Origin of the sequence: Fulvivirga lutimaris (genome assembly GCF_009711525.1) — a bacterium.
Lineage (GTDB): Bacteria > Bacteroidota > Bacteroidia > Cytophagales > Cyclobacteriaceae > Fulvivirga > Fulvivirga lutimaris.
In genome coordinates this window covers 1-13,862 of record NZ_SMLV01000317.1, presented here as the reverse complement: position 1 = coordinate 13,862, position 13,862 = coordinate 1, and the positions used below count along the sequence as shown (strand labels likewise).

Annotated in this window: 13 protein-coding genes; 6 read left to right on the top strand and 7 right to left on the bottom strand. The window is 39.0% G+C overall.

The features are described 5' to 3' along the window. Positions 1 to 82 precede the first annotated feature (82 nt). The 3 genes from recJ to fumC form a co-directional block, all read right to left on the bottom strand. Positions 83 to 1,789, bottom strand: coding sequence for a single-stranded-DNA-specific exonuclease RecJ (gene recJ, locus E1140_RS06470; RefSeq protein ID WP_155180542.1), 1,707 nt, complete (start codon positions 1,787 to 1,789; stop codon positions 83 to 85). 70 nt (positions 1,790 to 1,859) lie between these two features. Next, the gene (locus E1140_RS06465) at positions 1,860 to 2,498 is read right to left on the bottom strand and encodes an SPOR domain-containing protein (protein WP_246202720.1); all 639 of its coding nucleotides are present in this window, start codon (positions 2,496 to 2,498) and stop codon (positions 1,860 to 1,862) included. A 64-nt stretch (positions 2,499 to 2,562) separates the two neighbouring features. Further along, positions 2,563 to 3,963, bottom strand: coding sequence for a class II fumarate hydratase (gene fumC, locus E1140_RS06460; RefSeq protein ID WP_155180539.1), 1,401 nt, complete (start codon positions 3,961 to 3,963; stop codon positions 2,563 to 2,565). A 28-nt stretch (positions 3,964 to 3,991) separates the two neighbouring features. On the opposite strand from fumC, the gene E1140_RS06455 reads away from it, so the two are divergent. From E1140_RS06455 to E1140_RS06445, 3 genes are read left to right on the top strand one after another with little or no spacing between them, the layout of a single operon-like run. After that, positions 3,992 to 4,855 (top strand): LiaF transmembrane domain-containing protein, encoded by an 864-nt coding sequence (locus E1140_RS06455; protein WP_155180536.1) that lies wholly within the window; start codon positions 3,992 to 3,994, stop codon positions 4,853 to 4,855. Positions 4,856 to 4,858: 3 nt separating this feature from the next. After that, positions 4,859 to 5,908 (top strand): sensor histidine kinase, encoded by a 1,050-nt coding sequence (locus E1140_RS06450; RefSeq protein ID WP_155180533.1) that lies wholly within the window; start codon positions 4,859 to 4,861, stop codon positions 5,906 to 5,908. Continuing rightward, positions 5,908 to 6,651: a LytR/AlgR family response regulator transcription factor gene (locus E1140_RS06445; RefSeq protein ID WP_155180530.1), complete on the top strand. Its 744-nt coding sequence runs from the start codon at positions 5,908 to 5,910 to the stop codon at positions 6,649 to 6,651. The genes E1140_RS06450 and E1140_RS06445 overlap by 1 nt, the downstream gene beginning before the upstream one ends. On the opposite strand, the gene E1140_RS06440 is transcribed toward E1140_RS06445, so the two are convergent. Beyond that, the gene (locus E1140_RS06440) at positions 6,648 to 7,178 is read right to left on the bottom strand and encodes an RNA methyltransferase (RefSeq protein ID WP_155180528.1); all 531 of its coding nucleotides are present in this window, start codon (positions 7,176 to 7,178) and stop codon (positions 6,648 to 6,650) included. The genes E1140_RS06445 and E1140_RS06440 overlap by 4 nt on opposite strands. Next, positions 7,175 to 7,645, bottom strand: a complete 471-nt coding sequence (locus tag E1140_RS06435; protein WP_155180525.1) for a hypothetical protein — start codon at positions 7,643 to 7,645, stop codon at positions 7,175 to 7,177. The genes E1140_RS06440 and E1140_RS06435 overlap by 4 nt, the downstream gene beginning before the upstream one ends. A gap of 142 nt (positions 7,646 to 7,787) precedes the next feature. Here E1140_RS06435 and mutS point away from each other — a divergent pair, with 142 nt between their 5' ends. The 3 genes from mutS to E1140_RS06420 all read left to right on the top strand — a co-directional run bounded on the left by mutS (position 7,788) and on the right by E1140_RS06420 (position 12,080). Further along, positions 7,788 to 10,403, top strand: coding sequence for a DNA mismatch repair protein MutS (mutS, locus tag E1140_RS06430; protein WP_155180522.1), 2,616 nt, complete (start codon positions 7,788 to 7,790; stop codon positions 10,401 to 10,403). A gap of 62 nt (positions 10,404 to 10,465) precedes the next feature. Then, positions 10,466 to 11,392, top strand: a complete 927-nt coding sequence (locus E1140_RS06425) for an acyl-CoA desaturase (protein ID WP_155180519.1) — start codon at positions 10,466 to 10,468, stop codon at positions 11,390 to 11,392. Positions 11,393 to 11,468: 76 nt separating this feature from the next. After that, on the top strand, positions 11,469 to 12,080 hold the full coding sequence (locus E1140_RS06420; protein ID WP_155180517.1) for a hypothetical protein: 612 nt from the start codon (positions 11,469 to 11,471) through the stop codon (positions 12,078 to 12,080). A gap of 30 nt (positions 12,081 to 12,110) precedes the next feature. On the opposite strand, the gene yaaA is transcribed toward E1140_RS06420, so the two are convergent. Next, positions 12,111 to 12,872: a peroxide stress protein YaaA gene (gene yaaA / locus E1140_RS06415; protein WP_155180515.1), complete on the bottom strand. Its 762-nt coding sequence runs from the start codon at positions 12,870 to 12,872 to the stop codon at positions 12,111 to 12,113. Between the two features lie 111 nt (positions 12,873 to 12,983). Continuing rightward, positions 12,984 to 13,817 (bottom strand): hypothetical protein, encoded by an 834-nt coding sequence (locus E1140_RS06410; protein ID WP_155180512.1) that lies wholly within the window; start codon positions 13,815 to 13,817, stop codon positions 12,984 to 12,986. Positions 13,818 to 13,862: the final 45 nt, after the last annotated feature.

The following is a 13,862-nucleotide window of genomic DNA, read 5'->3' as shown; positions in this document are numbered from 1 at the left end:
ACAGAAACGTCATTAACAACTGTACGCTTCTTATATTTCTTAATTAAGTTTTCAGATTTTAATATCATCGGCACAAAGGTAACTAATCGTATTTTATATCCTTAATTTGAAGCTGAAGGGTTGTAACACCTCTAAATTCATTTTCTTCAATGGTGAACGTCATTTTAAACAACATATCCTGACTTATTTCTTCTGCCAGATGGCCAAAGCCAAATCCAATACAGTCAAAAGTGGAGGTGTTATTTGTCTGACCTACTTTAAACTTCAAATGTTTTTCTTTGATGACAGTCAAAGAGCTTGCCAAATATAACTCTTCAGCCATAAAAATAGGAGTCATATTTTCAGGGCCATAAGGCTCCATCTGCTTCAGTATATTATAAAACTTTCCAGTGATGGAATCCAATAAAATTTTGGCATCAATTTCAACCTGTGGAATCAGCATTTCATCAGCAATGGTTTGAGATACCACTGTTTCAAATAATTTCTGAAACTCTTCTACCTTATCAAGGTCTAATGTCAGACCAGCTGCATATTTGTGACCACCAAAATGATCTAGCAAGTGACTACAACTATCTATTGCCTCGTATACATCAAAGCCGGGCACAGAGCGCGCTGATCCCGTGGCTTTGCCTTCAGATTCAGTTAAAATGATGGTAGGTCGGTAATATTTTTCAATACACCTGGATGCAACAATACCAATAACACCTTTATGCCAGTCGTTCTTGAATAATACTGTGGTTTTGGCATCTATTAACGCTACATTATTAGCAATCATTTCAACCGCTTCCTCGGTAATGGCAGAGTCGAAATCTCGCCTCTGGTTATTTTTGACATTCAGCTTTTCACCAAAGTGGTAAGCCTCATCTTCTGATTCAGCCAACAATAAATCTACTGCACCGTGGGCATGAGCAATACGCCCTGCCGCATTTATTCTTGGTGCTAATCCAAATACAATTCCTGTAATGGTCAACTCTTTTATATTTCTTGCTAGGCGCATTAAAGCCTTTAATCCTGGTCTAGGATTTTTATTGAGCTGAATCAGACCAAAGTGTGCTAATGTTCTGTTTTCACCAACTATGGGTACTATGTCTGAAGCAATGCTTACAACAACTAGATCTAGAAAATCATAGGGGTTGGCTTTTATTCTTGGTCGTTGACTAACAATGGCCTGAATAAGTTTGAAACCTATACCACAGCCTGGAAGTTCTTTAAACGGATAGGGGCAGTCTTCTCTTTTAGGATCTAAGACAGCAATGGCCTCAGGTATAGAGTCTCCAGGCCTATGATGATCACAAATAATGAAATCGATGCCTAAGCTTGTGGCATATTGAACTAAATTATTTGATTTGATGCCGCAGTCAAGCGCTACGATAAGTGAATAACCATTTTCACTGGCCCAATCAATACCTTGCTTAGAAATGCCATATCCTTCTTTATACCGGTCAGGAATGTAGAAGGCTGAGTCGAAATGAAATGAATTGATAAATCCGTAGAACAGTGCTACTGAGGTGGTGCCGTCAACATCATAATCGCCATAGACCAGAATTTTCTCTTTGGAATCAAAAGCCTTTATTACCCTATCAACAGCCTTGTCCATGTCCTTCATAAGAAAGGGGTCATGGAGCATATCCAGAGATGGCCTGAAGAAGTTTTTAGCTGCTTCGAAGCTATCTACTCCTCGTTGTAGAAGAATAGAGGCAATAGGTGGGCTTACATTGATGGAATTTGACAAGTTGTCAATAGCATCCTGTTCAGGAGCGGACTTAAATACCCACCTTTTTTCAGCCATATAAATTAGATATAAAAAGAAAAGCAGCACAAATGTACTGCTTTCAAAAGTCTAAATTGTAAGAGATAAATTATTCTGAATCGGCTGGCTTTTCAGTTACCACACCTTCAAGAACATCTTTAATCTCAACTCTTACACCATCTCTATAAGGAACAATCCAGGCATCTTTAACACCCATTTCTCTCAAATATTTTTTGAAAGTATCAGCTTCCCAGTAATCTCTGAATTGGCCTAAAGTTATTTTTTGAGTACCATCAGCACTTTCGCCACCGAAGTTCTCATTGTTATCAAAATACTTAGAAAGGTCTTTATTTCTGAAAGCACCAATCTGAACTTTGAATACAACACCATCGATCATTTTCTCACCAGATTTCATCTCAACTGGTTTTGGCTTAGACTCTTTAGCGGCAGCTTTAGCAGCAGCTAAATCACTTCTCAGTTTAGCCATATCATCTTGCAATTCACTGATTTTAGCGTCTTTATCACTCATTTTTGACTGAAGGCCAGTATTATCAGCTTTCAGACTATTCACCTGACCTTGTAAGGCTTGGTTATCATCAACCAATTGCTTCAATTGCTCAGGATTTTTTGCGTATTCCTTCGCTTTCTTTTTCCACTCTTTCTTCTCCTTCTTGTCCATCTGAGCAGATGCATTGAAAGTTATGGCGCCAACCATTATAATGGTGAATAATAAGGTTATTTTTTTCATTCTATCTTTAGTGTTGGTATAAAACTTTGAAAATATAGTCAATTTAATCAAATAATTAAAAAAATCACTTTTTTAGGCTACCTACCATGTCCTCTGGTTTCACCCATTCGTTAAACTCTTGTTCGGTCAAATATCCTAAATTTATTGCTTCTTCTTTTAAGGTTGTGCCATTTTCATGCGCGGTCTTAGCAATTTTGGCAGCCTTCTCGTAGCCAATGTGAGTATTGAGTGCTGTAACAAGCATCAAACTGTTATTAACATGTTCTGTAATGTTTTTATGATTGGGCTCAATTCCTATGGCACAGTTATCATTGAATGATACACAAGCATCTCCAATTAACCTGGCAGATTGTAGCAAGTTGTTAGCGAGCATAGGTTTGAAAACGTTTAACTCGTAATGTCCCTGAGCTCCACCAACAGTTATAGCAACATCATTACCCATTACTTGAGCACAAACCATAGTCAATGCTTCGCACTGCGTTGGGTTTACTTTACCCGGCATAATTGATGATCCTGGCTCATTTGCAGGAATGTTAATTTCACCAATTCCAGACCTTGGACCTGAGGCCAACATTCTGATGTCGTTAGCAATTTTATTTAATGAAACCGCTAATTGCTTTAATGCACCATGTGATTCTACAATAGCATCATGAGCGGCCAGAGCTTCAAATTTATTTTCAGCAGTAACAAAAGGCAGTCCAGTGAACTCAGCAATTTTTTTGGCCACAACCTCTGAGTAACCTTCAGGAGTATTAATGCCCGTACCTACAGCTGTTCCTCCCAATGCTAGCTCTGATAAGTGAGCTAAAGTATTATTCAGCGCTTTAAGGCCATGGTCTAATTGAGAAATGTATCCCGAGAATTCCTGCCCTAAAGTTAATGGAGTGGCATCCATAAGGTGTGTTCTACCAATTTTAACCACTGACATAAACTCCTCAGATTTTTTCTTTAAAGTATCTCTTAACTTTTCAACGCCAGGGATTGTAGTTTCTACAATCATTTTATATCCGGCTATGTGCATTCCAGTTGGATAGGTGTCATTAGACGATTGTGATTTATTTACATCGTCATTCGGATGCACGCCATTTTTCCCTTCTCCTAACTTATTGCCTGCAAGAACATGAGCACGATTTGATATCACTTCATTGGTATTCATGTTAGACTGTGTACCAGAACCTGTCTGCCAAATCACTAATGGAAATTGATCATCATGCTTGCCTTCTAAAATCTCATCGCAAACAGATGATATAAGGTCTCTCTTTTCTTTGCTGAGTACACCTAAGTCGTGATTGGCGTGAGCAGCAGCTTTTTTAAGATAAGCGAAACCATAAATTACTTCTAATGGCATACTGCCCTCAGGACCTATTTTAAAATTGTTTCTCGATCTTTCTGTTTGAGCACCCCAATATTTATCGGCAGGGACTTTCACCTCGCCCATGGTATCTTTTTCTATTCTGTAATCCATTATGTATTAATCTTTTCTGTATTTCAGGATGAAAGCAAATTTAGAAAATAATTCCTGTAGAGCGGTTGTAATATTTACTGTTTTAATTTCGGCATTCACCGGTAGCAGTTCGGCATTCACCGATTGTTATAAACTTTACAGCTATATCCTTAGTAAAATTGAACAAACAAAAACATCAAAAGAAATGGGAAATGAAAATATAAGCGACAGAAGATTTTGGCTAGGCCTCATCTTCGTAGGAATTGGGGCTGTGCTGCTACTGGACAATTTAGACATTTTGCCTTATTGGGTATCAGACTTAGTAATATCATGGAGAATGTTACTAGTGGTTATAGGTACCTACATAGTGGTGGGCAAGAAGAAGCCTGAGGGATTTATCCTAATTATAATAGGAGGCCTATTCTTAATACAGGATTTCTATTACTTCCGAATGCGGGACATATGGCACATTCTCTGGCCGACAGTGTTCATAGCAATCGGAGCATCATTACTATTAAGAAGAAACCGTAGCAAAGAAGTTGCTGACGGTGAAAAAAAAAATGAAGTAGATTATGTTGATGACTTTGCCGTCTTTGGAGGACGTGAGATAGTGGTCGATTCTCAGAACTTCAGAGGTGGTAAACTCTCAGCAATGTTTGGCGGATCATCAATAGATCTTAGAAATGCCAACTTATCAGAGGGTGAAAATGTACTTGACATATTGGCAATATTCGGAGGCACTTCTATAATAGTACCTCAGGATTGGACGATAAAAGTAGATGTTACATCAATTTTGGGAGGCTTTAGCGATCAAAGAACTTCCACGGTCAAAGTGATGTCTCATCCTAATAAAGTGCTAATTATCAAGGGATTTGTTATGTTTGGTGGTGGAGATATCAAATACAACAAGTAAAAAATGCGCCACCCCTTTTTAGGAAAATCGCTCTTATTTTATTCAATCGCATGGGCAGCAGTCATGGCTGCCCATGTTGTTGTTTTAGTTTTTCAGCTAAATTTCAGCTACTCCTTAGCTATAAAACATAGCCTTGTTTTTAACCTACCTATACTCGGCTTTGGGCTCTCCTACTGGTATGTGGTACATTATATTTCGAATGACAAGCAGAGCATTACTTCTGCCATTTTCAATCAGGGGTCTGCCATATTAATAGGAGTTACTCTCCTCACTTTTGCTAGTGATGCTTTTGTCAATCAGTTTATCAATTTTGAGGCATCGCACAAGGAGTATTTTAGCATGGCCATACCATGGCACATATTTCTCGGGTCTTTTTATATGACAATAATAGTGCTCATATATTATTTGCTGCAATACACCACCAGTCTTAAAGAAAAGGAGAAAGATGAGCTTCAGCTGCAGAACTTATTAAAAAATGCCGAGCTGGAGATGCTGAAGTCACAGATAAATCCGCACTTCATATTTAATAGTCTTAATTCTGTAAGTGCACTTACGCTAACCAACCCCGATCTGGCACATGAAATGGTAATTAAACTTTCTGATTTTTTGAGATTGTCATTAGGAAGATCAAATAAGGAATTGCATACAGTAGAAGAAGAGCTCAAGCAGATGAATTTATATCTGGATATTGAACGCATCAGGTTTGGAGATCGGTTGAGCCTCTCCCAAGATATCAATGAGATTTGCATGAAGCATTCTCTACCAGTTATGATACTACAACCTTTGTATGAGAATGCTATTAAGTATGGTGTTTATGGCCAGTTGGAAAAAGTGGAAATATCAACCAAATGCCATTGTGATGACGGAATCTTATTTCTTTCCATCACCAATAATTATGATTCCACCTCGGCCCCTCAAAAAGGAAAAGGCATAGGCCTTAAGAATATTAGGAACAGGCTGGAGCTGATCTATGGCCCTTCTGACCTGGTAACCATTGAAAAAAACAAGAATATTTTTACAATTCACCTTCAAATACCACAAATTACTGATTGATGATAAAGGTCATAATTATAGACGATGAGCAACTTGCCAGAGATTTAATCAAGAAATTTCTGTCAGAAGCATCTTCTGTTGAAGTTGTGGCGGAATGTGCCAACGGATTTGATGGTGCCAAGGCCATAGCAGAACATAAACCAGATTTAATTTTTCTGGATGTTCAGATGCCGAAGCTAACAGGTTTTGAAATGCTGGAAATCATTGATGAAAGGCCTGTCATTATTTTTAGTACTGCTTTTGATCAATATGCGCTGAAGGCTTTTGAACAAAGTGCTGCGGACTATTTGCTAAAGCCCTATTCAAAAGCAAGATTTCATGAAGCCTTAGCTAAAGCGATAGGCCAGATTGAAAGTAAACAGCCTGTAGCGGCAACCATTGAAAAAGTTCTAGAATCTAAACAGTCACTTGAACAGCTTGATAGAATTGTCATCAAAAATGGAAGCAAAATATTAATCCTGAGTGTAGATGATATTAGCCATTTTGAAGCACAGGATGATTATGTGGCCATATATAGTGATGGCAAAAAGTACCTTAAGCAGCTTACAATGAAACACCTCGAAAACAGCCTGCCGGAGGACTTGTTTGTGAGAGTTCATCGATCCTTCATTGCGGCTATTTCGCAGATTGATAAGTTAGAACCTTATTCTAAAGATGCTTTTATTGCTATTCTTAAGTCAGGTGATAAAATTTCAGTGAGCAGGAGCGGGTATAATCTTTTACGTGAGAAGTTAAATTTTTAACCTTTCAGAGACTTATAAAATTCCCAGATCACAACCCCAAGGCTTACCGAGATATTCAGCGAGTGCTTCGTGCCAAATTGAGGAATTTCTATCACCATATCCGATGCTGACACAATCTCCTGATCAACACCAAAAACTTCGTTGCCAAACACTAGGCAATATTTTTCATTTTTATCAGGGGTGAAATCTAAAAGAGAAGTGCTGTTTTCAGCCTGCTCAATGCTAATGATCTTATAACCCTCGGCCTGTAATTTTTTTAGAAAAGGCAATGATTCAGGCACGTGTTCCCAGGCTACAGATTCAGTGGCGCCAAGGGCTGTCTTTTGAATTTCTCTGTGCGGAGGTGTGCCTGTAATGCCACCCAGATATATTTTTTCAATTAAGAAAGCATCGCTTGTTCTGAAGGCAGACCCCACATTATTGAGGCTCCTTACGTCATCTAAGAAAATGGAAACCTGGATTTTATCAGCTGCTTTAAATTCCTCAATGGACTTACGGTCCAACTCTTCGTTCGCTAATTTTCTCATTGAAAGGTATCAGACATTAACTTTAACAATTTCTTTCTTCTTGGAAATGTAAAGTTGCGCAAATTTAAAGACACGGATGAAAGTGTGTTGTCTTTTGAATATTCAATAACAAGCTTTCCTCCAACTATACTTCGGGCTTTTAATACTTTGAAACCTTTAACGTCATCAATATTTAAATCCAGATCTTTTGATTTTTTCCTGTTGAACAGGCTATGATTAGAGATTTTTAGACGATCCCCTTCTTTGATGACCGCAATACTTGAGGGTTTTAGAAATAGGAATTGAACAATAATGAGTACAGGTAGTATTCCATTGATGATAAAGAACGAAGTATCTGTCGGTTGACCTAGTAACGCATAAGTTATAAAACCGAGAGCCATAACCATTGATGCAATGATAAGGACACTTAGCGCTTTCATTTGCGCACTGTTCTTTACTTCCCAGTTGTTGGTGGCTTCTCCTGACATCAATCAAATATAATCAGTTTAAAAACAAGTTGTTAGAATTTTTTTCGTTCAAGTACCTCTAAAACAACACGCTATATGGTTAGATAAATTTTAATTGACCACAAAATATTTAATCTTTGTAAGCTCCGAAAAATACCACCCAATGGCCAAAACGAAAGACGCAAAAGAGACCCCTTTAATGAAACAATACAATGCCATCAAGGCAAAGTATCCGGGTGCGCTGTTGCTTTTCAGAGTGGGTGATTTTTACGAAACTTTTGGAGAGGATGCCATAAGGGCGAGTAAGGTGCTAGACATCGTGTTGACCAAAAGGGCCAATGGTTCTGCTTCGCACATTGAGTTGGCAGGTTTTCCGCATCATTCTTTGGATACGTATTTGCCAAAATTAGTGCGCGCTGGTAATCGTGTGGCCATTTGTGACCAGCTGGAAGATCCAAAATCAGTCAAGGGAATTGTCAAGCGTGGCGTGACGGAATTAGTGACTCCCGGGCTTTCTTTCAATGATAATGTTTTAGAGAAAAGGTCTAATAACTATTTAGCCTCCATCCATTGGAGTGGTGATAAAATTGGGGTTGCCTTTCTTGATGTTTCCACTGGCGAATTTATGGCTGCAAGAGGGAAGGAAGATTACATTTCAAAGTTGTTTCAGGGGTTTAATCCCTCTGAGGTAATTTACAGCAAGTCTGACAGAGGTCAGGCAGAGCAACTTTTTCATGATGAGTATAATCTGTTTTCTATTGATGAATGGGTTTACAGCTTTGATTATGGGTATGATAAACTAACCGATCATTTCAAAACCTCATCTTTGAAAGGTTTTGGCATTGAAGAGATGGGTGAAGCCATAATAGCTGCCGGAGCTATTCTTCACTATCTGGAAGAAACTGAACATCGGGAAACTGACCACATCTCTGCTATTTCCAGAATTGATGAAGAAAAATATGTCTGGCTAGACAAATTTACAATACGAAATCTCGAGCTCATTTATCCTCAGAATGACGGTGGAGTTCCGCTCATCCAGGTTTTGGATAAGACCGAAACTCCAATGGGGTCAAGAATGCTTAAAAAGTGGATGGTGCTTCCCTTGAAGGATGTAAATGCCATTGCCGAACGGCATAAAATAGTGGCCGCTTTTCATGAGAATGAAGACATGCTGGATGAGATCAGGGGTTATTTGAAACAAATTGGAGACCTTGAAAGATTGATATCTAAAGTTGCCGTGGGTAGAATCAATCCACGCGAGATGAATCAGCTGAAGAAAGCACTGAAAATAACGCAGCCGATTCATCATACTTTGATAAATCATCCAATTCCTGAAATCAAGAAGATGGGAGACCAGATCAACCTCTGCGAATTCCTTCTTGAGAAAATTGAAAAGGAGCTTAAGGAAGATGTGCCTCTTTTGTCCAATCAGGGAAATCTGATCAATGATGGTATAGATGAAGAGCTTGATGAGCTACGACAAATCGCTTACTCGGGTAAAGATTATCTTTTGAAAGCTCAAAAGCGCGAAATTGAGCGAACTGGAATCACTTCTCTGAAAATAGCATACAACAAAGTGTTCGGCTATTACCTTGAAGTCAGCAACGCTCATAAAGATAAAGTTCCGCCAGAATGGATTCGTAAGCAGACTTTGGTCAATGCAGAAAGATACATAACCGAAGAACTAAAGGTATATGAAGAGAAGATTCTCAATGCAGAAGACAAACTTTTTGTCATTGAGCAGAGACTGTTTCAAGCCTTGGTAACTGCAGCAGCGGATTATGTAACCCAGATACAGCAAAATGCACGGGTTATTGGTGCCATTGATTGCCTTTCGTCTTTTGGTCTAATTGCCAGAAACAATAATTATATAAAGCCGGAAGTAAATGATACTACTGAAATTGACATAAAAGAAGGTCGACATCCGGTCATCGAGCAGCAACTTCCTGTTGGTGAATCTTATGTGCCTAATGATGTCTTTCTTGATAATAATAATCAGCAGATAATGATTATCACCGGGCCGAACATGGCGGGTAAGTCTGCTTTACTTAGGCAAACGGCCTTGATTGTTTTAATGGCTCAGATGGGCTCGTTCGTACCTGCAGTTTCTGCGGAAATTGGCATTGTTGATAAGGTATTTACAAGAGTAGGTGCCTCTGATAATTTATCTCGTGGGGAATCTACTTTTATGGTAGAGATGATCGAGACGGCCAGCATTCTCAATAATTTGAGTGATCGTAGCCTGATTTTGATGGATGAAATTGGTCGTGGTACAAGTACCTATGATGGGGTTTCCATTGCCTGGTCAATTGTGGAATACCTGCACAACCATCAGGATTTTAAAGCAAAAACTTTGTTTGCCACGCATTATCATGAGCTGAATCAGCTGTCAGAAGATTTTGTAAGAATCAAGAACTTTAATGTTTCTGTAAAAGAGGTGGGCGACAAAATCATTTTCATGCGGAAGCTGAAAGAAGGTGGAAGTGAGCATAGTTTTGGAATTCATGTGGCTCAGCTGGCAGGAATGCCCAATAAGGTGGTGATTAGGGCGAACGAGATTATGCACTTTCTGGAGAAGGATAAACATAAAAATGATACTGGGGAGAAATTGCAGGAAGTGCCGAAGGCTAATTATCAGATGAACCTGTTTGAAGCTGACCCTAGATTTAAAGAGGTGATGTCTATGATGGAGATTTTAGATATAAATACCATCTCTCCTGTTGAGGCATTATTGAAGCTTAATGAGATTAAGGGAATACTGAACAAGAAATCGAAATAATCTGTTTGTTTATTCCAAAGCGATAATTATTAACTTTGCACTTGTAAATAAAAATCTACGGCATGTCCGAAACAGTTGTATTAGAAAAAAGACGTAAGCCAATCCTAAAACAGGAGATAGCTTTTACCATTGTACATCTAATTCCATTATTGGCAATTTGGACAGGGGCAACTTTGTTTGATTGGATGGTTTGCCTTGCGTTGTATATATTCAGAATGTTCTGGATTACAGGTGGTTATCATAGATACTTTGCACATAAATCTTATAAGACTTCCAGGTTTTTCCAGTTTTGGATTGCCTTCTTTGCGATGACCTCAGCACAGAAAGGAGTGCTCTGGTGGGCAGCGCATCACAGGCACCACCACCGACACAGTGATACACCAAAGGATCCTCATTCTATGAAGTTATATGGCTTCTGGTATTCTCACGTAGGGTGGATCATTGGACCGGATTTTAAAGAAACTGACTTTAAAACTATAGGTGACTATGCTAAATACCCTGAGTTGGTATGGTTGAATAAGCACTACCTGGTGCCACCAACAACTCTGGCCATATTAGTAACAGCCTTAGGTGCTTATGTAAATGGCGGCAGTATTCTTATGTTTTTTACTACTGCAGGTTTATCTACTTTGTTCATAGGTTTCTTTTTGAGCACGGTCCTTACTTATCATGGCACATTCACCATCAACTCTATCATGCACAAGTTTGGCAAACAACGTTATGAGTCTGGCGATGAGTCTAAAAACAGTTTATGGTTAGCACTTCTAACTTTAGGTGAAGGTTGGCATAACAATCATCACTACTATGAAGTGGCAGCAAGACAAGGGTTCTTCTGGTGGGAGATTGACATTACCTATTACGGACTAAAAGTTTTGAGCTGGCTGGGTCTGATCTGGGACCTCCGTGGGGTACCCAAGCACATCAAGTATTCTAAGAACAAGGCCGAGGCCAAGGAGTTAGCCGCACAAATGAAAAAAGAAGCGGCCTGATTGTTGTAGAAATCCCTGCTTAAGTGGTTACTAATTAGTATATTGTGCGATATACTTTTAAAAAACAGGCTATAGTTTGGTGAATATTAAGGCTTTCTTCGGTTCAGTTGTATTAATGATTTTGATTTTGGGTAACGCCAACGGTCAGAATTTGTCCAATAAAAGTATCCCCGAAGAGCTGTCAGAAGAAATTGCCCAGGCATTGAGCTTCTTCCCAGAGCTTGACAACTACAGCATCGATTTTGTTTACAAAAAGAAACTGAAGAACTGCGTAATGCAGGCTCAGCCTAAAATAAAGACCTTTTTTGCAAAGAAAGAGAAGCGCCACTATAAAGTGCTGATCAGCAAAAATTTGTCTATGAAAGACACTGCTATGGTAGTTAACCAATTACCAAAAGATATATTGGTTGGTTGGTTTGCACATGAACTTGGTCATATTATGGACTATAAAGAGCGCACTGCTTTCAATATGATTGGTTTTGGTTTCAAATACTTAACAAGTACTGCATTCTTAAGAAGATCGGAGCGTAAGGCTGATGCTCTGGCCGTAAAGCAAGGCATGGGCGGACATTTAATTAAGACCAAGAAATACGTGCTGTTCAAATCTAGATTTACCAAAGAGTACAAAGCCAAGATCAAAGATCTTTACCCATCTCCAGAAGATATTGTGGCTTTGGCGGAGGAGTGATTATTTTAATTACTAAGAGGTAAATTCTAATCAGCCTCTCGCAAACACCCAATTATTGCCTTCAGATTGAGTTGGATCAAAGGCATAGCCATTTTCATTAAATCCCTTTAATAGTTCGGGGTCAGTAATTTGATTTTTGATAATGTACTGAGCCATTACACCTCTAGCATTCTTAGCATAGGTCATCAGCACTTTATATCCACCATTGCTAAAGTCCTTAAAAGTAGGCGTGATCACTGTTGCCTTAAGCTTGGACTCTTTCACAGACTTATAGTACTCTGTTGAGGCCAGGTTGACCACCCATTCGGAGCCTTCAAGGTCATTATTGAGCCTCTTTGTAATTTTATCTCCCCAGAATTCATAAAGGTTCTTATAGCTATAATATTTGAGTTTTGTTCCCATTTCCAGTCGATAGGGCTGTATCATATCAAGTGGACGAAGCACACCGTGTAATCCTGACAGAATCCTCAAATGTTTTTGAGCAAATTGCAAATCTTCATTGTTCATTGCTGTAGCACCAAGTCCACGATACACTTCGCCATTAAAAGCAAGAACAGCCTGCTTGGTTGCTTCAGGAGAAGGATCGGGAGACCACTGCTGATATCTGGCTACATTAAGTGCTGCTAGTTCATCACTAATACTCATAAGCTCACCCAGTTTTTTCTTGGAGAAAGTGCCTGCTTTTTTGATCAGTCGGGCTGACTCAGCACCAAAATCAGGTTGTGAAGCCAGGGATGTGTGAGCGGGAGATTCAAAATCGAACGATTTGGCAGGAGAAAGAAGTGTTAGCATTTTTCAAATTATGATTAGGAGGCGAAAATACCGAAAATGTAACTCGATGGCAATGAGCTGGTAACAGGTTTGTTCATCTCCAGAAGATATTGTGATTTTCATGGTGGGTAATTAATAAGCATTTCTTGATCTCGCTTGTTCCTTAGCCATTGCCTGAAAGTCTTGCATTTTTTCTACAATCTGCTTGGCGCTAGACCTCTTTTTGTAAGCCAGGTATATAAGCGCTCCAGGCCAAAAAACGACCAGTAAAACAAGAAAAATTGGTATGCTAAATCCACTTTTAGCTTGTAGAGTAACTTCATCTTCTTCTTTCAGTATTTCAGTTCGCATTTTAGACAATTCACTCACGGATATGTGGGTTCCACAATACTGACATGCTGGAGTGTCAATACTAGCAAGCATCACCTTTTGACTAACACTGTTGCCACAACCTTTGCATGAAACCGTTAGGGTATGTTCTTCAAGCAGTCTGCCATCGACAATAAAATCTTTATCTGATAGGTAGACATAATAGGTATTTTGTTGGGCATTGATATGCTTTAAGTTTTTTAAGATAAAATCTTTGCTCAAGCCAAGAGAAACTACTAGATCATTAGCTTTACTCTGAGTGGTTCTCTCGAGTGCATCCCAAATGCTGATGATTTTATTTTCCTTCTTCCGAATGTTTAGACCTATAATAAGAAGGAGAAAACCACTTAGAGCTATGAGTGGTCTAATAACAGGGAAACTATTTACTGTAATTTCTACCTCAGGACCCAGCTCATCCTGCACTTCTGCAACGGTACGGCCATTAAGGTTCTCGAAATAGAATGCAGAACCTTCACTTATGGTCAGGTCATTATAATTACGAGGATCAACAGCAAAACTTATCAGCCCGACTATCAGAAAAATAGCTCCTATCCTGATGAGATAGTTATCAATTTTGAAAATGTCCTTTTTAGCCATTCAGCAGATGGGTGGTAGATAATTTCAATTTAATAAAAAATGAGG